The 20,845-nt window shown below is 69.4% G+C and carries 24 protein-coding genes; 14 read left to right on the top strand and 10 right to left on the bottom strand.

Annotation, left to right across the window (positions count from 1 at the left end; all coding sequences use genetic code 11):
• Positions 1–43: 43 nt before the first annotated feature.
• On the bottom strand, positions 44–1,072 hold the full coding sequence (gene fbaA, locus ACYVGQ_RS16135; RefSeq protein WP_460785699.1) for a class II fructose-bisphosphate aldolase: 1,029 nt from the start codon (positions 1,070–1,072) through the stop codon (positions 44–46).
• A 184-nt stretch (positions 1,073–1,256) separates the two neighbouring features.
• Here fbaA and glpX point away from each other — a divergent pair, with 184 nt between their 5' ends.
• Together glpX and ACYVGQ_RS16125 are read left to right on the top strand one after the other, a co-directional pair.
• Complete coding sequence (gene glpX, locus ACYVGQ_RS16130) at positions 1,257–2,243, top strand: class II fructose-bisphosphatase (protein WP_460785698.1); 987 nt, start codon at positions 1,257–1,259, stop codon at positions 2,241–2,243.
• 131 nt (positions 2,244–2,374) lie between these two features.
• Positions 2,375–2,692 carry a hypothetical protein gene (locus tag ACYVGQ_RS16125; RefSeq protein WP_460785697.1) on the top strand — a complete coding sequence of 106 codons (318 nt, stop codon included), beginning with the start codon at positions 2,375–2,377 and terminating at the stop codon, positions 2,690–2,692.
• A 4-nt stretch (positions 2,693–2,696) separates the two neighbouring features.
• On the opposite strand, the gene ACYVGQ_RS16120 is transcribed toward ACYVGQ_RS16125, so the two are convergent.
• Together ACYVGQ_RS16120 and ACYVGQ_RS16115 are read right to left on the bottom strand one after the other, a co-directional pair.
• Positions 2,697–3,965: a DNA recombination protein RmuC gene (locus ACYVGQ_RS16120; RefSeq protein WP_460785696.1), complete on the bottom strand. Its 1,269-nt coding sequence runs from the start codon at positions 3,963–3,965 to the stop codon at positions 2,697–2,699.
• A 51-nt stretch (positions 3,966–4,016) separates the two neighbouring features.
• Complete coding sequence (locus tag ACYVGQ_RS16115; protein ID WP_460785695.1) at positions 4,017–4,610, bottom strand: 3'-5' exonuclease; 594 nt, start codon at positions 4,608–4,610, stop codon at positions 4,017–4,019.
• A 59-nt stretch (positions 4,611–4,669) separates the two neighbouring features.
• Here ACYVGQ_RS16115 and ACYVGQ_RS16110 point away from each other — a divergent pair, with 59 nt between their 5' ends.
• The 9 genes from ACYVGQ_RS16110 (at position 4,670) to ACYVGQ_RS16070 (ending at position 10,691) form a co-directional block, all read left to right on the top strand.
• A complete protein-coding gene (locus tag ACYVGQ_RS16110) occupies positions 4,670–5,413 on the top strand; it encodes a class I SAM-dependent methyltransferase (protein WP_460785694.1) in 744 nt (247 codons plus the stop codon).
• Complete coding sequence (locus ACYVGQ_RS16105) at positions 5,406–6,140, top strand: HAD family hydrolase (RefSeq protein WP_460785693.1); 735 nt, start codon at positions 5,406–5,408, stop codon at positions 6,138–6,140. The genes ACYVGQ_RS16110 and ACYVGQ_RS16105 overlap by 8 nt, the downstream gene beginning before the upstream one ends.
• Positions 6,141–6,151: 11 nt before the next feature.
• Positions 6,152–7,222 (top strand): redox-regulated ATPase YchF, encoded by a 1,071-nt coding sequence (ychF, locus tag ACYVGQ_RS16100; RefSeq protein ID WP_460785692.1) that lies wholly within the window; start codon positions 6,152–6,154, stop codon positions 7,220–7,222.
• 28 nt (positions 7,223–7,250) lie between these two features.
• On the top strand, positions 7,251–7,685 hold the full coding sequence (locus tag ACYVGQ_RS16095) for a DUF4304 domain-containing protein (protein ID WP_460785690.1): 435 nt from the start codon (positions 7,251–7,253) through the stop codon (positions 7,683–7,685).
• 227 nt (positions 7,686–7,912) lie between these two features.
• The gene (locus ACYVGQ_RS16090; protein ID WP_460785689.1) at positions 7,913–8,299 is read left to right on the top strand and encodes a VOC family protein; all 387 of its coding nucleotides are present in this window, start codon (positions 7,913–7,915) and stop codon (positions 8,297–8,299) included.
• A 71-nt stretch (positions 8,300–8,370) separates the two neighbouring features.
• On the top strand, positions 8,371–8,736 hold the full coding sequence (locus tag ACYVGQ_RS16085) for a hypothetical protein (RefSeq protein WP_460785688.1): 366 nt from the start codon (positions 8,371–8,373) through the stop codon (positions 8,734–8,736).
• 72 nt (positions 8,737–8,808) lie between these two features.
• Positions 8,809–9,375 carry an alpha/beta fold hydrolase gene (locus ACYVGQ_RS16080; RefSeq protein WP_460785687.1) on the top strand — a complete coding sequence of 189 codons (567 nt, stop codon included), beginning with the start codon at positions 8,809–8,811 and terminating at the stop codon, positions 9,373–9,375.
• Between the two features lie 81 nt (positions 9,376–9,456).
• Complete coding sequence (locus ACYVGQ_RS16075) at positions 9,457–9,666, top strand: DUF4287 domain-containing protein (RefSeq protein ID WP_460785686.1); 210 nt, start codon at positions 9,457–9,459, stop codon at positions 9,664–9,666.
• A 161-nt stretch (positions 9,667–9,827) separates the two neighbouring features.
• On the top strand, positions 9,828–10,691 hold the full coding sequence (locus tag ACYVGQ_RS16070; RefSeq protein WP_460785685.1) for an AraC family transcriptional regulator: 864 nt from the start codon (positions 9,828–9,830) through the stop codon (positions 10,689–10,691).
• Positions 10,692–10,805: 114 nt separating this feature from the next.
• Here the strand turns inward: ACYVGQ_RS16070 and ACYVGQ_RS16065 are convergent, their stop codons facing one another.
• Complete coding sequence (locus tag ACYVGQ_RS16065) at positions 10,806–11,744, bottom strand: SDR family NAD(P)-dependent oxidoreductase (protein WP_460785684.1); 939 nt, start codon at positions 11,742–11,744, stop codon at positions 10,806–10,808.
• Positions 11,745–11,840: 96 nt separating this feature from the next.
• Here ACYVGQ_RS16065 and ACYVGQ_RS16060 point away from each other — a divergent pair, with 96 nt between their 5' ends.
• Positions 11,841–12,404, top strand: a complete 564-nt coding sequence (locus ACYVGQ_RS16060; RefSeq protein ID WP_460785683.1) for a TetR/AcrR family transcriptional regulator — start codon at positions 11,841–11,843, stop codon at positions 12,402–12,404.
• A gap of 7 nt (positions 12,405–12,411) precedes the next feature.
• Here ACYVGQ_RS16060 and ACYVGQ_RS16055 read toward each other — a convergent pair whose 3' ends face one another.
• The 6 genes from ACYVGQ_RS16055 to ACYVGQ_RS16030 form a co-directional block, all read right to left on the bottom strand.
• Positions 12,412–13,794: an aspartate aminotransferase family protein gene (locus ACYVGQ_RS16055; RefSeq protein WP_460785682.1), complete on the bottom strand. Its 1,383-nt coding sequence runs from the start codon at positions 13,792–13,794 to the stop codon at positions 12,412–12,414.
• Between the two features lie 267 nt (positions 13,795–14,061).
• Entirely contained in the window at positions 14,062–14,361 is a 300-nt protein-coding gene (locus ACYVGQ_RS16050) for a Fe-S cluster assembly protein HesB (RefSeq protein WP_460785681.1), read from the bottom strand.
• A gap of 126 nt (positions 14,362–14,487) precedes the next feature.
• A complete protein-coding gene (locus ACYVGQ_RS16045) occupies positions 14,488–15,813 on the bottom strand; it encodes an NtaA/DmoA family FMN-dependent monooxygenase (protein ID WP_460785680.1) in 1,326 nt (441 codons plus the stop codon).
• Positions 15,810–17,141 carry an O-acetylhomoserine aminocarboxypropyltransferase/cysteine synthase family protein gene (locus ACYVGQ_RS16040; protein WP_460785679.1) on the bottom strand — a complete coding sequence of 444 codons (1,332 nt, stop codon included), beginning with the start codon at positions 17,139–17,141 and terminating at the stop codon, positions 15,810–15,812. The genes ACYVGQ_RS16045 and ACYVGQ_RS16040 overlap by 4 nt, the downstream gene beginning before the upstream one ends.
• An 84-nt stretch (positions 17,142–17,225) precedes the next feature.
• The gene (locus ACYVGQ_RS16035; RefSeq protein WP_460785678.1) at positions 17,226–17,813 is read right to left on the bottom strand and encodes a 1-acyl-sn-glycerol-3-phosphate acyltransferase; all 588 of its coding nucleotides are present in this window, start codon (positions 17,811–17,813) and stop codon (positions 17,226–17,228) included.
• 255 nt (positions 17,814–18,068) lie between these two features.
• Entirely contained in the window at positions 18,069–18,566 is a 498-nt protein-coding gene (locus ACYVGQ_RS16030) for a DUF6328 family protein (protein ID WP_460785676.1), read from the bottom strand.
• Positions 18,567–18,701: 135 nt separating this feature from the next.
• Here ACYVGQ_RS16030 and ACYVGQ_RS16025 point away from each other — a divergent pair, with 135 nt between their 5' ends.
• Together ACYVGQ_RS16025 and ACYVGQ_RS16020 are read left to right on the top strand one after the other, a co-directional pair.
• Positions 18,702–19,343 (top strand): DUF1345 domain-containing protein, encoded by a 642-nt coding sequence (locus ACYVGQ_RS16025; protein ID WP_460785675.1) that lies wholly within the window; start codon positions 18,702–18,704, stop codon positions 19,341–19,343.
• A gap of 93 nt (positions 19,344–19,436) precedes the next feature.
• Complete coding sequence (locus tag ACYVGQ_RS16020; RefSeq protein ID WP_460785674.1) at positions 19,437–20,786, top strand: HNH endonuclease; 1,350 nt, start codon at positions 19,437–19,439, stop codon at positions 20,784–20,786.
• Positions 20,787–20,845 lie beyond the last annotated feature (59 nt).

Raw genomic sequence — 20,845 nt, 5'->3', positions numbered from 1 at the left:
CCCCGCTCGGAGGCGGGGGCGTTCGTAGGTCGCAAGGGACGCGTCAGCTCTGGGACTGACCGTAGGAGCCCAGCTGACGGGTGGACTCGACGACGCGGGCGGCCATCGCCGACTCGGCGACCTTGCCCCAGGCCCGCGGGTCGTACTGCTTCTTGTTGCCGACCTCGCCGTCGATCTTCAGGACGCCGTCGTAGTTCTGGAGCATGTACCCGGCGATCGCCCGGGTGAACGCGTACTGCGTGTCGGTGTCGATGTTCATCTTGACGACGCCGTTGGCGACCGCGAGCGCGATCTCCTCGGCGGTGGAGCCGGAGCCGCCGTGGAAGACGAGGTCGAGCGGCTTGGGGCCGGTGCCGTACTTCGCGGCGACCTGTTCCTGGATCTCGCCGAGGAGCTCCGGCCGCAGCTTCACGCCGCCCGGCTTGTACACGCCGTGCACGTTGCCGAAGGTGAGGGCGGCGATGTAGCGTCCCTGCTCGCCGAGGCCCAGCGCCTGGACGGCCTGGTCGACATCGGAGAACGTCGTGTAGAGCGCCTCGTTGGAGCCCTCGTGCGCGACGCCGTCCTCCTCGCCGCCGACGACGCCGATCTCGACCTCGAGGATGGCGTTGATGTTCTTGATGCGGGGGAGCAGATCCTTGGCGATCTCGATGTTCTCCGCGAGCGGGACCGCGGAGCCGTCCCACATGTGGGACTGGAAGATCGGGTTGCGGCCGGCCTTGACCTCCTCCTCGCTGGCGGCGATGAGCGGCTCGACGAATCCGGCGAGGGCGTCCTTCGGGCAGTGGTCGGTGTGCAGGGCGACCGTGACGGGATAGTTCTTGGCGACTTCGGTGGCGTAGCGGGCGAAGGCCAGTGCGCCGGTCGCGCGCGCCTTGACGGTGTGCCCGGCGAAGTAGTCGGCGCCGCCCGTGGTCACCTGGATGATGCCGTCGGAGCCGGCCTCGGTCAGGCCCTGGAGGACGGCGTTGATGGTCTGGGAGCTGGAGACGTTGAAGGCCGGGTAGGCGAAGCCACCGGACTTCGCGCGGTCGAGCATTTCTGCGTACTGATCCGGAGTGGCGACGGGCATGAGGAACTCCTGCGATAGATGAAGCCGGGACAGCAGTCACTCTATCGCCGCGGGCGGTGGATGCCTGTGCCGAGGATGATCAGCGCGGGCCTCTGCTTCGCTCCTGTTAAGAATGGCGATTCCTTCATCCATATCGACGCATAATCCCGCATGTTCCGTCCTGCATGCTGGTTAGGCTGACCGCATGGTGAGTCTGACGGCCGATCTGAGCCCCCTGCGTCCCGACCGCAATCTCGCACTGGAGCTGGTGCGCGCGACCGAGGCGGCGGCGATCCGCGCCGTGCCTTTCATCGGGCGAGGGGCCAAGGAGGCCGCGGACGGTGCGGCCGTGGACGCGATGCGCGCCTTCTTGGGCACCGTCGATTTCCAGGGCAGGGTCGTCATCGGCGAGGGCGAGAAGGACAACGCTCCGATGCTGTTCAACGGCGAGGAGGTCGGAACCGGCCGTGGGCCGGCGTGCGACATCGCGGTCGATCCGATCGACGGGACCTCGCTGACCGCGGCCGGACGCCAGAACGCGCTGTCGGTGATCGCCGTGTCCGACCGCGGCACCATGCTGGACGCGTCGAGCGTCTTCTACATGGACAAGCTCGTCACCGGTCCCGCCGGCGTCGGCGTCGTGGACATCCGTCTGCCGATCGGGGAGAACATCCGGCTGCTGGCGAAGGCGCTGGGCAAGCCCGTGGACGAGATCGTGGTCTCGGTGCTGAATCGTCCGCGGCACGAGAAGCTCATCCAGGAGATCCGCGACGCCGGGGCGGGGACCCGCCTCATGAGCGACGGCGATGTCGCCGGCGGCATCAACGCGGCCAGGCACGGTGCGCGCACCGATATGTGCGTCGGCGTCGGCGGCAGCCCTGAGGGCATCGTGACCGCCTGTGCCATCAAGGCCCTGGGCGGTCACATCCAGGGCAGGCTCTGGCCGCGCGACGATGAGGAGCGGCAGCGCGGCATCGACGCGGGACTCGACATCGACAAGGTCCACGAGGCGGACGACCTCGTGCAGGGCAACAACACGATCTTCGTCGCCACCGGCGTCACCGACGGTCAGTTGGTCGCGGGCGTCCGCCGCGACGGCGGCTACGTGTACACCGAGTCCGTCGTGCTGCGCGGCGCGTCGGGAACGCTGCGTCGCATCGCGTCGGAGCACCTCGTGTCCAAGTGGCTGTGAGGCGCTGAGCGCATCGTTACCGAGCCGGTACCCGTGCGGAGCGGGCCGGATCCCGACTTTCCCAGCCGGGGCTGGCAGAATGGGGCCGGATCTCGTCGCGCGCCTTCGCGCGGCCGGAGGAGGACGGAACGATGAGCACGCAGCAGGAGCGCAGCGAGAAGGCCGCACCGGCCAAGGTGGTCACCACGGCGACGGGTCGCATCCTCCGGGTCAACGAGGACGGATCGCTCGGTTCGACCAGCCGCCCCGACGGTGCTGCCGCCTCGGCGCAGACCGCCGCCGCCGCGCGCTCGGGGATCGCGCAGGATCCTTCGCGCCGTGCGGACGTCCTGTTCCGGGTCCGCCGCGACGAGGGTCATGAGCTCAGCGCCTGGTGGATGATCGGCGCGTTCATCGTGACCTCCGGCCTGGTCATCGCGCTGCTCAGCTGGGTGCCGGGAAGCGCCTGATCGGTCAGTCTTCCGGGACAGTCGATTCCGGGGCGTCCGCCGTCAACCGAGCGCGGACATCGCCGACATCGGCCCGCAACCCCGTCGGATCGGGTGTCTCGTCGATCAGCTCGGCGGCAGTGAAGCGCCGCACCGGCGATGTGATGGTCTGCGGCGTCGCGTCCAGACCGCCTGCATCGATTCCGGGGAACTGCCGTGCCGTCACCAGGACGCGGCTCTCGAGGGACCCGGCGAAGCGGTTGTAGCTGTCGACCGTTCGCTCGAGTGCCCGGCGCAGATCGTCGGCGTGACCCGCGAGCGTTCCCAGGCGTTCGTAGAGCTGCGTCCCGAGGGTGAGAAGGGTGCGCGCCTCGGCGGAGACCTCCTGCTGGGTCCAGGTGTAGGCGACGGTCTTCAGCACCGCCCAGAGGTTCACAGGCGAGGCGAGCGCCACGCGCTTGCCGAAGGCATGGTCCAGCAGGGTGGGGTCCTCGTCGATCGCGGTCGCGAGGAGCGCCTCGTTCGGCAGGAAGCAGATCACGAATTCGGGGCTGGAGTCGAGGCCGGACCAGTATGCCTTCTTGGCCAGGGCGTCGACGTGTGCGCGCACCGCCTTGACGTGCTTCTGCATGAGCTGACGGCGAGCGGTCTCGTCCTTCTCGCCGATGCCGAGGGCGCTGGCTTCGAGGTAGGCGTCCAACGGCACCTTCGCGTCGACCGCGATCGAGGCGCCGCCGGCGAGGCGGATGACCATGTCGGGCCGGCCCTGACCATGATCCGAGAAGATCGTGGACTGCAGATCGAAGTCGACGTGCCTGGTGAGCCCGGCGGCCTCCACGACGCGTCGCAGCTGAGTCTCGCCCCAGACGCCGCGCGTGGCGGTCGAGCGCAACGCTCCGGCGAGCGACTCGGTCGTGGCCCGCAGCGCCTCGTCCGACTCCTGAGCGCGTCGCAGCTGCTCGGCGAGGGAGCCGAACTGCGCATGCCGCTCCTGCTCGAGCGAGGTCACGGTGCGCTGCATCTGCTGCAGGCTCTCGCGCACCGGCGCCAATGCGGTCAGCACCGCGTGCTGCTCCTGCACGCGCTGTGCCTCCGCGCTCTGCTGGAGGCGGGCGTGCTCGACGGCGTCCCGGTAGAGGTCGTACTGCCTGTCGCGATCGTCGCGGGCGGCGGCGAGCTCAGCCTCGGCGCGTGCGAGCGCCGTCGCGTCGCGGGAGGCGCGGGCGAACCAGCCGGCGCCGGCGCCCGCCGCGAGGGCCAGGGCGACGAGGAGAACGATCAGCGGAGCATCCATGAAGCCAGTGTGCTCCTGGCCTCCGACATCGTCCGGAAGGAGGGCCGCGCGTCAGGCGACGGCGCGCTCCGGCGCGGCGACCGGAGCGTTCGTGACGCGCAGCCCGAGCGCTGCGGCGAGGGATTCGACGTCGGACGCGCCCACCCGGCGCGCCGCATCGATGACGATCTGCGCGCAGGCGCGCGCATCCGCGAGGGCGTCGTGGTGGGCGAACTCGGCGAAACCGGCGGCGGCCGCCGCCTTGGGCAGGCGGTAGGAGTCCAGCTCGTAGGTCTTGCGGGCCACCTGCAGGCTGCACAGCGAACGGTACGGAGGGCAGTCGAGGCCGGTGGCGGCGGATGCCTTGCGGAGCACGTTCAGATCGAACCCGGCGTTGTGAGCGACGAGCACGTCCGCGCCGGCGAAGTCGCACAGCCGGTCGAACTGCGCCGGCCAGGTGGCGGCGTCCACGACGTCCTGCGGGCGGATGCCGTGGATCCTCACGTTCCACTCCTGGAAGTCGTCATGGCCCGACGGCGGGCGGATCAGCCATCCTGCAGCCTGGACGACCTCCCCGCCTCGCACCCGTACGAGCCCGACGGAGCACGCGGACGCGGGGCTGGAGTTCGCCGTCTCGAAGTCGATCGCGGTGAAGTCCAGGGGCACGTCCTCACTCTCCTCCGCAGGCGCGGGCCGATGTCGCAGACTCGCCGTAGGCTGGCCACATGAGCGATGCGCGGGCGACATCCTTCGGCACGGAGGCGGCGAGCTATGAGGCGGGGCGCCCCGACTATCCGTTCGACGCGGTGGCGTGGATGCTGGAGCCGCTGTCGCACGGCGCGCACCGCGTCGCCGACGTCGGCGCGGGAACCGGCAAGCTGACGCGCGTGCTCGCGAAGGCGCCTGACGCCGAGGTCGTCGCGATCGATCCCGACCCGGCGATGCTGCAGACCCTGCGGGAGAACGTGCCGGGCGTGCCGACGTACGTGGGGGCCGCAGAAGCGCTGCCGCTGCCCGATTCGAGCGTCGACGCCGTCGTGCTGGGGCAGGCATGGCACTGGGTGGAGCCGGTGGCCGGTTCCGCCGAGGTCGGGCGCGTCGTGCGTCCCGGGGGCGTCCTCGGCCTCGTCTGGAATCTGAGGGACGATCGCTCGGAATGGGTGCAGCGGCTGACGGAGATCATGCGCACCTCCCCGGCATCCGGGATGTTCGAGGGCGACGGTCCGCAGGTCGCGGCTCCGTTCGGAGCGCTCGAGGCGGCGGAATGGGAATGGTCGCGCCCGATGACGCGCGAGCAGCTGCATCTCATGGCGGAGTCGCGCAGCTACGTCATCACCGCGCCGACGGAGGAGAGGGTGCGCATCCGGCGCGAGCTGGACGCGCTCCTCGACGATCTCGGGCTGGCGGACGGCGGTACGCTCGATCTTCCCTACGTGACGAGGGCGTTCCGGGCGGTACGCGGTGACTGACCCCATCGCGGCCGTGTTCTTCGACCTCGACGGCACTCTCGTGCGCGACGGGGCGGGCGAGGCGGTCCGGCAGACCGCTCGGACCCTGGAGCTGCGGCACGGACTGCCATCGGACGACATCCTCGCCGCGAACACCGCGGCCTGGCGGGACTGCTGGTCGGAGCAGGGTGAGCGGTGGATGCGCGGAGAGCTCGGCGAGGACGCGCTCCCCAGGGAGATCTGGCGGCTGACGCTGGAGCGCTTCGGTCGCGATGACCCCGCGCTCGTCGAAGAGGCGGTCGTGCTGCACGTGCAGGCGGAGCGCAGCACCTTCACCCTCTTCGACGAGACTCTCGACGTGCTCGGCACGCTGCGGCGCGACGGAATGTCGATCGGCCTCATCACGAACGGCCCCGCCGCGTTCCAGCGCGCCAAGCTCGCAGAGGTCGGCATCGGCGGCTACTTCGATCTCGTGGTCGCCTCCGGCGACATCGGAGTCCTCAAGCCCGACGCGGAGATCTTCGAGAGAGCGCTGGCGGGGCTCGGCATCCGCGCCGGGCAGGCCCTGCACGTCGGCGACAACTTCGCAGCCGACGTCGTCGGAGCTGCGGACGCCGGCATCCGCGCCGTCTGGATCAACCGGGACGCCGCTGCGGCGCCCCGGTCGGACGTGCCGCATCATGACGGCCGATCGCTCCGGGACGTCATCGCACTGATCCCGCAGGGGAGCGGCATCCCGCGCGGGTAGACTCGTCATCCGTGGCTCTCACTATCGGCATCGTCGGCCTGCCCAACGTCGGCAAGTCCACCCTCTTCAATGCTCTGACCAAGAACGACGTGCTCGCGGCGAACTATCCCTTCGCGACGATCGAGCCGAACGTCGGCGTGGTCAGCCTGCCGGACGAGCGGCTCGCCAAGCTCGCCGAGATCTTCGGCAGCGAGCGCATCCTTCCTGCGACCGTGTCGTTCGTCGACATCGCGGGCATCGTGCGCGGCGCGAGCGAGGGGGAGGGGCTGGGCAACCAGTTCCTCGCGAACATCCGCGAGGCCGACGCGATCGCCCAGGTCGTCCGCGGCTTCTCCGACGGCGACGTGGTGCACGTCGACGGCGAGGTCAACCCGGCGTCCGACATGGAGACGATCAACGCCGAGCTCATGCTCGCCGACCTGCAGACGCTGGAGAAGGCGATCACCCGGTACGAGAAGGAGGTCAGGGGCAAGAAGCTCGACCCCTCCGTGCTGGAGGCGGCGAACGCTGCGAAGGACGCCCTCGAGCGCGGCATCCTGCTGTCCACGAGCGGCATCGATCTGGCGCCGATCAAGGAGCTGGGGCTGCTGACCTCGAAGCCGGTCATCTTCGTCTTCAACGTCGACGAGGGCGTGCTGACGGATGCTGCGCGCAAGGCCGAGCTCGAAGCGCTCGTCGCGCCGGCGAAGGCCATCTTCCTGGATGCGAAGATCGAGTCCGAGCTCATCGACCTGGACCCGGAGGACGCGGCGGAGCTGCTGGCCTCCACGGGGCAAGAGGAATCGGGCCTCGACCAGCTCGCCCGCATCGGCTTCGACACCCTCGGGCTGCAGACGTACCTCACCGCGGGCCCCAAAGAGGCCCGAGCCTGGACGATCGGCAAGGGATGGAAGGCGCCGCAGGCGGCCGGAGTCATCCACACCGACTTCGAGAAGGGCTTCATCAAGGCCGAGATCGTCTCGTTCGAGGACCTCGTCGCCACCGGCTCGGTCGTCGAGGCGCGCGCCAAGGGCAAGGCTCGCCTCGAGGGCAAGGACTACGTCATGCAGGACGGCGACGTGGTGGAGTTCCGTCACAGTTAGGCATCTCGATACCGAGTGGAGGATCGCGATGTCATCGCAAGATCAGCTGAAGCTCGTGCTGCGTGAAGAGATCGCGCCTCGATTGCGAGCGCAAGGGCTGAGAGGGACAGAGCGGATATTCGCCGTGCCGAGTCCGCGGTTCTTCGCGCAGGTGGGCGTGCAATCCTCAACGTCCAGCACCCGAGAAATCGTGAAGTTCACGGTGAACCTGCAGGTCATCGCCAAGGCAAAGTGGTCGGCGGCCCGCGAGGAGCATGGGTGGCTTCCTGCAAAGCCTAGCCCGAACGTAATGTATGCGGCAGGGATCCACGACTGGTCCAGCCGAATCGGCACGCTGATCGATGGTCGCGACAAGTGGTGGACCCTGGATGCGGATGGCGCGGGCCGTGATGAGGTTGCTCGTGAGGTCGTGAATGCGATCGTGAATCACGGACTGCTCGCGATGCGCGCGCGGATGGCGTGATGAGAGTCGGCGACGTCGTGGAGTTCCGCTTCAACGTCTAGAGTTATCGACGCGATGCGTCATGCGCCGATCTCGTGATCGGATCGTTCGGTGACAAGGACGCCGAACGCATCTGGAGCTCCGCTTCACCGTGTGGCGAGGGCCTGATCGCCCTTTAGACGGCGCGAACCTTGCTCACGCGCAGAGTTGATGATTTCATCTTGACATCAAGATAAATCGGAGGAGCGATGAGGCTTCATCACGTGCAGATCTCCATGCCCCGGGGCCAGGAGGAAGAGGCGCGTCGCTTCTATGGCGATGCGCTCGGACTGACGGAGGTCCCGAAACCGCCGTCTCTGGCGGGTCGCGGGGGCTGTTGGTTCCGTGCCTACGACGGAGAAGCCGTCGCCGCCGAGATCCACCTCGGAGTCGATGATCCGTTCCGTCCCGCGCAGAAGGCGCATCCGGGTCTCGTCTGTGCTTCGCTGGAGGCACTCGAGGCGACGGCTGTGCGGATCGAACGCGGTGGGTACGAACTCTCCTGGGCAGAGCGTGACACGTTCGAGGGGTATGTCCGTTTTCACGCCCGTGACGGCTTCGGGAACAGAATTGAAGTGATGACTCCTGCGACCTGACGCGGTGAGACGGGCCCGTCCGGTCACCGCTACGCTGGAGCAGCCCAGCCCGCCCGGCTACGCTCGACCTCATGCGCCGCCTCGCCCTCGTGCCCCTGCTCGCCGTCGGCCTCCTCGCCGGATGCTCTCAGGTCGCCCAGATCGCGGGTGATGCGGTCGGCATCCCGATGGAGGAGATCTGCGCGACCTTCGACGACGCCTACGCGCGGTATGAGGCGCTGCTCGAGACGGGCGAAGCGACCGAGGAGCAGGTCGAGGCGGCGCGAGACGATCTCGTGACGACGCTCGACGGGGTGGCCGACGATGTGGGAGGACGGATCGGTGATGCGATCGGCGCCGGCGCCGAGCAGCTCGCCGGTGCGACCGATCTGCAGTCCCCGGAGGCGATCGAGGTCGTCGAACAGGTGAAGTCCTCCGTCGACGCCTTCTGCGGCTGAGCCCCGTTTTCCCGGCGTGTCGACGCCGCAGGTAAGGTGGAGCTAACCCCTGAACGCGAGAGGACCCCCCCCGTGACCGAGAGCAGCATCTTCGACCCGGCGGGTCGTGCCGTGGCCTATGCCGACGAGGGCGAGGGACCCGTCACGCTGGTGCTCGTTCCCGGCCGCGGACTCGACGAGGACGTCCTCGGAGTCATCTCGCACTACCTCGCCGAGGAGGCGGGCTTCCGCGTCGTGAAGATCGCGACCGGCTCCGAAGGAGCGGCGACGCTCGAAGAGCGCGTCGCCGACACCGTCGCGGTCCTCGACCACCTCGCCATCGAGGACACCTGGATCGGCGGGCACGGCTTCGGCGGAACCGTGGCGCGGGTGCTCGCGGCGTCGCACACCGACCGCGTGAACGGCCTGCTCCTGCTCGGCGCGGAGGACGTCGACATCCCCCTCGCCCCCGCCATCCCGGTCCTGATCGTCCAGGGCGCGGACGACGCGGTCACCCTCGCCGAGACCGGCGAACGCCTGTATGCGACGGCGCCGGAGCGCGCCAGCATCCGCACCCTCGACGGCGCAGACCATCTCTTCCCCGCGACGCACCCGATCGAGACCGCCGTCATCGTCGAGGAGTACCTCGACTGGGATTGACGGACAGCGGTCGGTCACGAGGCGTTCCGTCGGCGACGGCGGCCGCGTATCCTCGGTGCTGAGCAGCCTTCGGAGGAGCCCATGTCAGAGCAGGTGAAGGGCCCGAAGTCGTACTTCCCCTCGATCGAGGCGAAGTACGGCAGAGCCATCGATGAATGGATCGCCGAGCTGCGTCCGCACGCGGGGAAGAAGCACGGCGAGCAGGTGGCGTTCCTCAAGGAGCGGGGCATGGGGCACGGCCATGCCAACGCCCTCGTGTACGTGTTCCGCGCGGAGCACGACGGCGCCTGACTTCTCGGCGGGAAGCGCGACTCTCGCGCGGCATCCCGCGGCGCTCGACCGGTGAGGATTCCCGAGGGCGAGGATGTCGGGCGGTGCTGACGGAATCGGTCCGGAACGATCGGGCGGCCCCGGTGTCCTTCGGCGGATGCTGGAGCGTGAAAGGAGGATCCATGATCGGCACGCTCAACGCCCTGGTCGATCTCGTCGAGCAGAATCTGCAGGACGAGATCGACGTCGCCGCCTTCGCGCGCAGCCGCGGCACCACCGAGTACCACCTGCGCCGGATGTTCTCGGCGCTCGCGGGGATGCCCCTGTCGGAGTACACGCGCCGCCGCCGGATGACGATGGCGGCGGCCGACCTCGTCGACGGCGCCCCTGACCTGCTCGCCGTGGCCGTGCGCTACGGCTATGGATCGGCGGAGGCGTTCGGCCGCGCCTTCCGTGCCGTGCACGGGACGGCTCCGGCCGAGGCGCGTCGATCGGGCGGTCCGCTCAGCACACAACCCACGCTCCGGTTCCGCCTGAGCGTCGAAGGGAGCACCCCCATGCACGTCACCATCACCGATCGCCCGGCGTTCACGCTCGCCGGCCATGCCACTCGCATCCCGCTGATCCATGCGGGGGTCAATCCGCACATCCAGGCGCACATCGCCTCCCTCGATCCCGGGGAGCATGCGAGGCTCAAGGCCCTGGCGGACACGGAGCCCGCCGGCATCCTCGCCGTGACCGCCGATGCGGAGCCGGATGCGCCGGAAGGGTCTCCGGTCACCTATCTGCACGGTGTCGCGATGACCTCGCGGACCGCCGTGCCTGCCGATCTCGACACGATCGCAGCGGAAGCCGGGACGTGGGCGGTCTTCGCCGTCCGCGGTCCCTTCCCCGAGACCCTGCAGAACCTCTGGGCGGCGACGGCCACCGAGTGGTTCCCGTCGAACCCGTGGCGGCTGCGCCCCGGCCCGTCGATCGTCCGCTATCGCGAGCTGACCGCCGACTTCGTCGATGCGGAGCTGTGGCTTCCCGTCGAGAAGGGGTGAGGCTCGGCGTCCGTCGCAGGATGCCCCGTCTCGACGCGTGACCGGCTGCCGAGGGCGTTGCATCACGACCGATCCCCTCGGTCGGGGCAGCGCCCTCGGCGGCGGATCGTGGCGTCAGCGACCGACGGCCGCGGCCGAGAGGTCCCAGAGGCGACGGGCGGCCTCCGGGTCGAGAGCGTACTCGGCGACGCCGTTGCGTGCGCTGAGCTCCCCGACGACCGCTTCGTTGACATCTTCGAAGTATCGACCGCCGACGCCGTCGAGCAGCGGCGAGGTCGCGACGAAGACCGAGGTCGCCGCTCCCTGCTCCGTCGTCTTCCAGGGCAGTGCGGCACCGCCCGCGGCGGCGCGACGCTCCTCCAGCTCGGCCATCGACACGTGGCGCTGCAGATTCGTGCGGATGCCGCCGGGCATCAGCGCGTTCACGGTGATGCCGTCCGCGGCCCACCGCCGTGACGCCTCGACCGCGAAGAGCACGTTCGCGGTCTTCGACTGGCCGTACGCGGACCAGGGCTCGTACTCGCGCCGCTCGAAGTTGATGTCGTCGAAGACGACGGGGGAGCGGTGATGCGCGCTCGAGCTCACCGACACGACGCGTGCGGAGCCCGCGGCGGCGAGCCGATCGTGCAGCCCCGCGGCCAGCGCGAAGTGGCCGAGGTGGTTGGTGCCGAACTGCAGCTCCCATCCCTGCGCCGTGCGGCCGAACGGCGACGCCATGACGCCGGCGTTGTTGACGAGGATGTTCAGCGGCCCGTCCCACTCCGAGACGAACGCCGCCACCGAGTCCAGATCGGCGAGATCGAGCCGTCCGACCAGGATCCGATCATTGCCGGTGGATCGCGCGATGTCCTCGGCGATCCGCGCGCCGGCATCCGCGTCTCTGACCGCGAGCGTCACCTCCGCGCCGGCCGAGGCGAGCGCACGAGCCGTCTCGACGCCGATGCCCGAGGCGCCGCCGGTGACGATCGTGCGCCCGCCGGTGAGGTCGATTCCCGAGACGACCTCGGCGGCCGTCGTCGTCGGACCGAACGGCGTCACGATGCGTTCTGACATGGATTCCTCCCGAATGAGGGTCGTAGAATGAAACGGAGGATCCTCCGCTTCGAAGAGTTTAACCGGAGGCACCTCCGCTTATTCCCGAGGAGATCGATGAACGACGCAGAGCGGCCGATGCGCGCCGACGCGAGGCGCAATCGCGAACGTCTCCTCGAGGTGGCCGCGGATCGCCTGCAGCAGTCTCCGGATGTCCCGCTCGAGCAGATCGCCGGGGAAGCGGGTGTCGGCATCGGCACGCTCTACCGCAACTTCCCGACCAGGGAGGTGCTCATCGACGCGGTCTACCGCAACGAGCTCATCCAGCTGTGCGATTCCGTGCCCGCACTGCTCCTCGGGCGCTCGGGAGCCGAGGCGCTGCGGATCTGGATGGACCGCTTCCTCGACTACGCCACGACCAAGCAGGACATGCGGGCAGCGCTCGACGCCGTCATCGCCTCCGGCGGCGATCCCTTCCGGGAGAGCCGGGCACGTCTCACGCAGGCGCTGAGCGATCTGCTCGCGGCGGGTGCGCAGGACGGCACGCTGCGTGCCGACGTCGACCCGTACGATGCGCTCGTGGCCATGTCCGGCGTCGCGCGGCCGTCTTCCTCCCCGGACGAGCGCGCTCGCTCCGGGCGGCTGCTCGACCTTCTCCTCGACGCCTTCCGAGCGCGCTGACGCCTGCTCAGATCCGGGTCCACGCCTCGGTCAGCACCCCGCGCAGGATCTGCTCGATCTCGTCGAACTCCCTCTGACCGATCGTCAGCGGAGGAGCGAGCTGGATGACCGGATCGCCGCGGTCGTCGGCCCGGCAGTACAGCCCGGCATCGAAGAGCGCCCTGGAGAGGAACCCGCGCAGCAGCCGCTCGGACTCGTCTTCATCGAAGGTCGCCTTCGTGTTCTTGTCCTTCACCAGTTCGATCCCGAAGAAGAAGCCGTCGCCGCGCACATCCCCGACGATCGGGAGATCGAGCAGTCTCTCGAGCGTCGCGCGGAACGCCGATGAGTTCTCGCGCACGTTCTGCAGCAGCCGCTCCTCCTCGAAGATGTCGAGATTCTCCATAGCCACCGCCGCAGACACCGGATGGCCGCCGAAGGTGTAGCCGTGCGGGAACGAGACGTTCCCCGTCGCGAACGGCTCGTATACGCGGTCGCTCACGATCGTCCCGCCCAGCGGCGAGTAGCCGCTCGTGACCGCCTTGGCGAAGGTGATCATGTCGGGCTGGTAGCCGTAGTGCGTGGCGCCGAAGTACTCGCCCAGCCGGCCGAAGGCGCAGATGACCTCGTCGGAGACGAGCAGCACGTCGTGACGATCGCAGATCTCCCGCACGCGCCGGAAGTAGCCGGGCGGCGGCACGAAGCATCCGCCGGAGTTCTGCACCGGCTCGAGGAACACGGCGGCGACGGTGTCGGGGCCCTCGAACTGGATCATCTCCTCGATCCGGTCGGCCGCCCAGATGCCGAACTCCTCCTCTGTGGAGCCCGCGAAGCCCAGTTCGCCCGCCCGGTACCAGTTCGTGTTCGGCACCCGGAATCCGCCGGGCGTGACCGGCTCGAACATCGACTTCATCCCCGGCAGACCGGTGATCGCGAGAGCGCCCTGCGGGGTGCCGTGATAGGCGACGAACCGGGAGATCACCTTGTGCTTCGCGGGCTTGCCGCGGAGCGTGAAGTAGTGCTTGGCGAGTTTGAACGCGGTCTCCACGGCCTCACCGCCGCCGGTGGAGAAGAACACGTGGTTCAGGTCTCCCGGCGCGAGATCCGCGATGCGATCGGCGAGCTCGATCGCCGCGGGGTGCGCATACGACCAGATCGGGAAGAACGCCAGCTCCTCGGCCTGCTTCGCGGCCGCCTGGGCGAGCCGGCGGCGTCCGTGCCCGGCGTTCACGACGAACAGTCCGGAGAGGCCGTCGATGTACTTCCCGCCCTGGGAGTCCCAGATGTGGTGCCCCTCGCCCTTCACGATGATCGGGACGCCCGGGCCCTCGGTCATCACCGACTGCCGTGCGAAGTGCATCCACAGGTGGTCGCGTGCCATCTCCTGCAGTCGAGCGTCGTCATAGGCCATCGCCGTTCTCCCTCTCGCGCGTGCTTCGGTCCGCCGCCGCCGCTGCTGCAGGGGCGCGTGTGGCCCATTCAATACGCCCGGATGCGCGGCTGCAACGGATGTCTTCGATCACCGGGCGGATGCGCGCCGTCGACCATGCGGGCGAGGGGACCGCCGGGCGAAGCCCGACGGGTGGAGCGGTCTGCAGCCCTGGCACGGCCCCGCCCCCGGCCGGCGATGCGTCGACCGGGGGCGGGGACCGCTCCTCCGATGGTCAGGGCGTCCGGATCAGACGGGCTGCGGCAGGATCGTGAAGCTGACCGATCCTTCGCCATCGACGCCGGCGTCCAGCACCTTGTCGTTCAGCGCTTCGGCGGCCTCGGTCTCCAGGAACACCTGGGTGCCCGCCGCTTCGATGACCTGATCGGCCGGCTCGGGGGCGGACACCACGCGCACCGCGAAACGCGGTTCGCCCGCAGGGCCGCTGCCCTGCGCCGTCTCGATGCGCAGGCCCGCATCCTCGCCCTGGTTCTGCCCCGTGACGATCGAGGTCACGACGGCGTTTGCATTGTCGGTGAGGGTGAGCACGAGGCTCTCCTTCCGTTCGCGGACACACCCCGGTCGAGGCGTGTCCCGGCCACGATTCCCGACGGGGGGACCATTTCGAACCCCCTTGACGCGACCCGCGTGCGGACCGACAATGCGAGTCCGGGCTCAGAACGCGGAGAGATCCGCCCGCAGGCCCGCTCCCGTGAACTCCGAGCGCAGGATGCCGCGGCGACGCAGGATCGGCACGAGCTCGTCGAGCGCTCGGTGGATCGTCACCGGATGAAGATCGCCGGAGAAGATCAGTCCGTCGTTGTCGGCGTCGTCTCCGAGGCTCTCGATGAGGTCCGCGATCTCGTCGGCCGTGCCCACCGTTCCGCCGCGTGGATCGCCGACACGGCGAAGGCGCGCCTTCCCCGTCAGGATGTCGCGCAGCGGCACTCCCTCGAAGGAGTCGAATTCGCCTTGGAGCCCGCGGATCGTGCCCTTCGAGACATGATCGCCGAAGATCGCCGTGTCCAGCGGCTCGTCGAGGTCGAGCACGGTGAGGTCGGTCTCCAGATCGCTCGACCACGCCTCGGCGACCTCTCGCAGCGTGGCCTCGTCCGGGGCCGCCGAGTGCGCGACGATGCGATCCGCCTCCTCGGGACTCGCGGCGACGACGGGCTTGAAGACGAAGAGCGTGCGGATGTCCGAGGCATCCCGTCCGTGCGCGAGCGCCGCCGCGCGGACTTTGGCGCGATAGGCGCGGATGCTCTCGACGTCGAGGTTCGCCAGGGCCAGCTGGATCTGCGAGTTGGATCCGGCGAAGTCGACGCCGCGAGGCGACCCGCCCGGCGACGCGATGACAGGATCTCCGGCGGGGAAGGGAGCGGCGTTGAGCGGTCCGTCGAAGGAGAAGTACTCGCCACGGTGCCGCACCGCGTGGATCTTGGCGCCGTCGGCGTACACCTGGCTGACCGGATCCGCGATCAGCGCGTCGTCGTCCCAGCTGTGCCAGAGCAGCCGCAGCGCATCCAGCCATTCCTGCGCACGATCGTAGGCGGCGTCGTGCGGCAGCCTCTCCTGGCCGAAATGATGCGCACTGCCGACATCGGTGACGACGTTGATGCCGAGCCGATGCGCGCTGAGATGCTGCAGCGAGGCGAACTGCCGGGCCGCGAGGTAGGGCGGATAGGCGCCGGCGTTCGCGGTCGGGATGACACCGAGGTGCTGCGTCGCCGCGAAGAGATAGGGGGCGAGCGTCCACGGGTCGTGCTTCGGCCCGCCGTACGCCTTCCGGACCCGGAGGCCGAGGGTCTCCGGGGTGATGCCGATCGAGAGGGCGTCCTCGATGAGGACGAAGTCGAATCCGGCCTGCTCCAGCTCCCTGGCGGACTGCTGGTAGAGATCGGGGCGCTGCCAGTCGTAGTCCCACTCGAAGTACGGACGTGCCCAGCCGTGCGGCCCGAACCCGCGGGACAGGAACCATCCGAAATGCTGCGGGCGCGTCACGCGACCGCCTCCACGTCCACGGCGAGGACATCGGCGACGGATCCCGCGGCGTCCAGAGCGCTGCGCAGATCGGCGAGGAGGTCCTCGGGATCCTCGAGGCCGATGGAGAGCCTCAGGAGCCCGGCGCCGATGCCGGCGGCCTCCCGGTCCGCGGCATCTCGGAAGATGTGCGTGGTGGAGGCCGGATGCAGGACGAGCGAGCGCACATCGCCGAGGTGCGTCATGTGGGTGAAGATCGACAGCTCCGAGATGGCCGCCCTGGCGGCCTCCAGCCCGCCTCGCAGCGTGACGGCGAACACCGAGCCCTGCCCGCGGGGGAGGTAGCGGTCGGCGAGCGCCCGGTGGGGGCTCGAGGGGAGGCCGCTGTAGTCCACGGACTCGACCTCGGGCTGAGCCTCGAGCCAGGTGGCGATCCGCAGAGCCGTCTCGGACTGCCTTTGCACCCGCAGTGAGAGCGTCTCGATGCCCTGCAGCAGCAGGAAGGCGTTCAGCGGCGAAGGAGAGGGGCCGTAGCGCATCGCCACCTTCCGCGCGAAGCCCGCGAAGGCCGTGCGGCCGCCGCGCTCGGCGAAGGTGAGCCCGTCCGGTCCGCGGTCGGCGGCGAGCTGCGGGTAGGCGTCGGGGCGGGACGCCCAGTCGAACGTGCCCGCATCCACGATCGCACCGCCCAGCACCGTCCCGTGCCCGGCGAGGAACTTGCTCGCGGAGTGCACGACGATGTCCGCGCCGTGCTCGATCGGACGCAGCAGATAGGGGGTGGCGAGCGTGTTGTCGATGACGAGGGGGAGGCCTGCGGCATGCGCGATGCCGGCGACCGCGCGGATGTCGAGGATGTCGTTCTTCGGGTTCGGGATCGACTCTCCGAGCAGCAGTCGGGTCCGGGGTCGGATGCCTTCGCGCCAGGCCTCGGGATCGGACGGGGATCCGACGAACGTGACCTCCACCCCGAGCCGGCCGAGATCGTCCCGCAGGAGCTCTCTGGTGCCCTCGTAGAGGCTGGCGGACGCGAGCACGTGATCGCCGCTGCCCACGAGCGCGAGCAGCGTGGTCGCGACCGCGGCCTGCCCGGTGCTCACCAGGACCGCGTCAGCCCCGGACTCGAGATCGGCGATCCGCCGCTCGACGGCGGCGTTGGTCGGATTGCCGACGCGCGTATAGCTGTAGCCGTCGCTGGTCCCGGCGAACCTGGCGCGGCCGTCGTCGAGGTCGTCGAACTCGAACCCCGCCGTGAGGTAGATCGGCGTCGCGCGCGGAGCGTGCGGGCCATGCGGCACGGCGCCCGCATGCAGCTGCCGGGTGGAGAATCCGAGTCGTCCGGTGTCGGTCATGGTGATCCCTTCGATCCGCCGCCCCCAGGACGCCGCGGATCGTCCGATGCTAGACGGGCCGTGCGCCAGGACGAAGCGGCCGTGTCACACGGCGTGATCTGGGCGCTGGTCCTCCTCCCGCAGCCGCGGCTCGGTGCGGTGTTCAGGGCGGACGCCCGCCTTGTCGGCGTAGAAGGCGCGGATGCGGTCCATGTCGGAGACCACATCTCCGGTGAGCTCGATCGTGGGACCCAGGCCCGTCGTCATCGTGGTCCGGTCGACGTAGCCGAGGGTCACGGGCATCCCGGTCTCGCGGGCGATCCGGTAGAAGCCGCTCTTCCAATGCGCGTTGCCGCCCCGGGTGCCGTCCGGTGTGATCACGAGGCCGAAGACGCCACCGGCCCGCACCCGGTCGACCACGTCCGATACGACGCGGCCGGGGCTGTCTCGATCGACGGGGATGCCGCCGAGACGGCGCATGATCGGGCCGCGCCAGCCGTGGAAGAGACTGCTCTTGCCCAGCCAGTGCACGTCGATGCCCAGGCGCCAGGCGATCGCGAGCATGAGAACGAAGTCCCAGTTGGAGGTGTGCGGGGCTCCGAGCAGGATCGTCGGACGGGACGGCGCTCGCTCGCCGGCGAGCGTCCAGCGGCTGAACGCCCAGAAGAGGCGGGAGAGGGGGCGTGCGAGCATCCGTCCACGGTACGCGAGGCCGTATGCGGCTATCGGCATGGCGGGGTCGCTCCATGTCAAGGCCCTATGGCGCGAGGCGTGTCCGCCTGCTGAATGGGATGCCGCCCACCCTTCAGGAGGATCATCATGCAGCGGATCATCGAGACCATCGACGTGGACGTGCCCGTCCCCGGACATCGCGCTGTCGCGGATATCGCCGGCCGACGCCGGTGAGGTGGGACGGCACCGCTCAGCTCATCCTGCGCAAGCGGCTCGTCAGCGATCCGCGCTGATGTCGTCGTCGTCGCGACCGGCCCATCGGGGCAGGATCGCCCACAGGGCGAGGACGACGACGGTGACGACGATCAGCACGACGATCGCGGTCGCGCGATCGAGAGCGAAGTCGACGATCAGGGTCGTCACGCCGATCGTGAGGGCGCCGATCACGATGAGATCGGCGCGCACGATGAAGGAGGCGAAGCGGACGAGCTGCGGTTTGCGACGGCGCCCGAACAGGGCGCGGTGCAGTCCGACCGGTGTCAGGGCGAGGATCGTCGCCAGAGCCGCGAGGCCCACCAGAACGAGGTAGAGACCGCGCTGCAGGTCGTCGAGGTCGGTGAACCGCGGCTGGAACGCGACCGCCAGAAGGAAGCCGGAGAGGACCTGCGTGCCGGTCTGCATGACGCGCAGCTCCTGCATCAGCTCGTCCCAGTTGCGGTCGGCGCGCTCGTTCGGCGTCTCGTCCCGGCCGTCTGCCCGATCATCCACTTCCATGCCGAGAAGTCTCGCGCCCGGCGGGAGCGGATGTCCAGCCCTCCCGGGCCCCTCGTCCCCGCCTGCCGCTGCACGACGGCGGGCGGGAGGCGCGAAGCGCGACGGTGAGGGAGCAGCACGCCCTAGACTTCGGGGATGAGCCGGCTCCCGTTGCGGACGCTCGTCCGCCTGCGCCTGATCCTCGCGATCCTCGCCGGCCTCGCGACGGGGATCCTCGTCACCGCCACTCTGGGGGCGGCGGCCGGAGTGGTCGCCGCCTGGGGCGTCTTCGCCCTGGTCAACGTGGTCTGGGTGCTCGTGCTGATCTGGCCGATGGACGCCGCCGCGACCAGGGGACACGCCACCGCCGAAGCGCCGGGGAGGAGGACGGCGCGGGTGTTCTCCGTGCTGGGGAGCCTCGTGAGCCTCGTCGCCGTCGGCGTGGTGCTGGCTCAGGGGCAGGAGACCGCGGCTCCTCAGGAGTACGTGCTGGCCGGCATCGCCGTGCTGAGCGTCGCAGCCTCCTGGGCGCTTATCCAGGTCGACTACGTGCTGCGCTATGCGCGTCTGTACTACGGCGACCCCGAGGGCGGCATCGACTTCAACCAGGACGAGCCTCCGGAGTACACCGATTTCGTGTACTTCGGCCTCGGATTGGGCATGACGTATCAGGTCGCGGACACCGATGTCACGACGAACGCGATCCGCCGCATCGTCGTGGCGCACACCCTGCTGGCCTATCTGTTCGCGACGGTGATCCTGGCGACCACGATCAACCTCGTGGTCGGGCTCGGATGAGTCGTCCGAAAGAGCGAATGTCTCCCCGATGCGTGGCTGTCCTATTCGAACATATATTTGACTCCGGCGCGCGATCGGCGTACCGTAGAGGGCATGGCATCGAAGCATCTGGACGTTCTGCATGAGGCGGTCAACCGCCTCGATGCGGCATGGGCGGATGCCGAAGGCGCAGGCGAACTCGGCAGGCTCCGTCTCCTGGCCGCGAACGACGCGTTAGGCGCTCTGCATCGTCTCGTCGACGGTCTGCAGGCGGAGGTCGCCGCCGTCATCGCGCACGAGTCGCGTGCGGAACTCGGCTCGGAGTCGCTGGCGAAGCAGCAGGGGTTCCGCAGCCCGAGTCTGATGATCTCCGCGACCAGCGGGGCATCGGCGGGCGAGGCGGCTCGGCTCGTGCGCGTCGGCGAGGCGGTCGCACCGCGGGCGGATCTGCGGGGCGCGCCTCTGCCGGCAAAGTATCCGGCGGTGCGGCGTGCGCTCTCCTGCGGCGTCCTGGGCGCCCCGGCTGCGAGTCTGATCATCGCTCTGCTCGATCGAGTGCGTCTCGTCGCGGGGCCGGAGCGGGTCTCGGAGGCGGAGGAGCTGCTGGCGACGAGGGCGATCGGGCTGTCGCTGGACGAGGTGCGTAAGCTCATCGTCCGCACCGAGGCGCACCTCGACCCGGATGGCATCGCGCCGGCCGAGGAGGAGCGGCGGTCTCGTCGCGCCCTGCGTGTGTTCGAGAGGAAGGGGATGCTCCATCTGGACGGTGATTTCCCTGTCGAAGACGGCGCACCGATCAAGGCGGCGATCCAGGGATACGTGAACGCGACGTTCGCGTCACGGGCGCATGCGCTCGACCCAGATGCTCCGGATGCCGACCGCCGGACGGTGCCCCAGCTTCAGGCCGATGCGCTGAGCGCGCTCTGCCAGCACGTCATCGGCTGTGACGCCGATGCACCCGCTCTCGCAGGGGTGACGGTGATCGTGCGCGTCTCCCTCGACGACCTGACCGCAGGCACTGGATCGGGCACGGTCGATGGCATCGACCAGCCGGTCAGCATCGGTGCGGTTCGGAGGATGGCAGCCGGTGGAGGAACGATCCCCGCGGTGCTCGGAACGAACAGCGAGATCCTCGACTGGGGCAGAGAGAAGCGGTTCTTCACTCGGGCGCAACGCCTCGCCCTCGTCGAACGAGACGGAGGCTGTGCGATGTGCACCCTCCCGCCCGGCATGACCCGAGCGCATCATCTCGACTGGTGGACCCGAGACGACGGCCGCACCGATCTCGATCGCGGCATCCTCCTCTGCGAGACCTGCCATCACCGCATCCACGACAACGGATGGGAGATCCGCATCGACGGCGCGGGCGTGAACGCACGCGTCTGGTTCATCCCGCCACCCCACGTGGATCCGCAACGCACGCCACGACTGGGCGGCAACGCCCGCTACACCCTCGCCGCCTGAGGAAAGGGCGGAGTCGGCCGCATCGTTTGCGGGGGTCGGCAGCGCCGGTCGCTGGGCGT

The sequence above is a fragment of the Microbacterium tumbae genome (genome assembly GCF_054780175.1).
This window is presented reverse-complemented; position numbering and strand designations above follow the sequence as displayed.

Bases quoted from the DNA above. Each gene is read 5' to 3' on its own strand.
- fbaA (WP_460785699.1), bottom strand. From the start codon at position 1,072: ATGCCCGTCGCCACTCCGGATCAGTACGCAGAAATGCTCGACCGCGCG.
- glpX (WP_460785698.1), top strand. From the start codon at position 1,257: ATGGTGAGTCTGACGGCCGATCTGAGCCCCCTGCGTCCCGACCGCAAT.
- ACYVGQ_RS16125 (WP_460785697.1), top strand. From the start codon at position 2,375: ATGAGCACGCAGCAGGAGCGCAGCGAGAAGGCCGCACCGGCCAAGGTG.
- ACYVGQ_RS16120 (WP_460785696.1), bottom strand. From the start codon at position 3,965: ATGGATGCTCCGCTGATCGTTCTCCTCGTCGCCCTGGCCCTCGCGGCG.
- ACYVGQ_RS16110 (WP_460785694.1), top strand. From the start codon at position 4,670: ATGAGCGATGCGCGGGCGACATCCTTCGGCACGGAGGCGGCGAGCTAT.
- ACYVGQ_RS16095 (WP_460785690.1), top strand. From the start codon at position 7,251: ATGTCATCGCAAGATCAGCTGAAGCTCGTGCTGCGTGAAGAGATCGCG.
- ACYVGQ_RS16090 (WP_460785689.1), top strand. From the start codon at position 7,913: ATGAGGCTTCATCACGTGCAGATCTCCATGCCCCGGGGCCAGGAGGAA.
- ACYVGQ_RS16085 (WP_460785688.1), top strand. From the start codon at position 8,371: ATGCGCCGCCTCGCCCTCGTGCCCCTGCTCGCCGTCGGCCTCCTCGCC.
- ACYVGQ_RS16075 (WP_460785686.1), top strand. From the start codon at position 9,457: ATGTCAGAGCAGGTGAAGGGCCCGAAGTCGTACTTCCCCTCGATCGAG.
- ACYVGQ_RS16070 (WP_460785685.1), top strand. From the start codon at position 9,828: ATGATCGGCACGCTCAACGCCCTGGTCGATCTCGTCGAGCAGAATCTG.
- ACYVGQ_RS16065 (WP_460785684.1), bottom strand. From the start codon at position 11,744: ATGTCAGAACGCATCGTGACGCCGTTCGGTCCGACGACGACGGCCGCC.
- ACYVGQ_RS16060 (WP_460785683.1), top strand. From the start codon at position 11,841: ATGAACGACGCAGAGCGGCCGATGCGCGCCGACGCGAGGCGCAATCGC.
- ACYVGQ_RS16055 (WP_460785682.1), bottom strand. From the start codon at position 13,794: ATGGCCTATGACGACGCTCGACTGCAGGAGATGGCACGCGACCACCTG.
- ACYVGQ_RS16040 (WP_460785679.1), bottom strand. From the start codon at position 17,141: ATGACCGACACCGGACGACTCGGATTCTCCACCCGGCAGCTGCATGCG.
- ACYVGQ_RS16035 (WP_460785678.1), bottom strand. From the start codon at position 17,813: ATGCTCGCACGCCCCCTCTCCCGCCTCTTCTGGGCGTTCAGCCGCTGG.
- ACYVGQ_RS16030 (WP_460785676.1), bottom strand. From the start codon at position 18,566: ATGGAAGTGGATGATCGGGCAGACGGCCGGGACGAGACGCCGAACGAG.
- ACYVGQ_RS16025 (WP_460785675.1), top strand. From the start codon at position 18,702: ATGAGCCGGCTCCCGTTGCGGACGCTCGTCCGCCTGCGCCTGATCCTC.
- ACYVGQ_RS16020 (WP_460785674.1), top strand. From the start codon at position 19,437: ATGGCATCGAAGCATCTGGACGTTCTGCATGAGGCGGTCAACCGCCTC.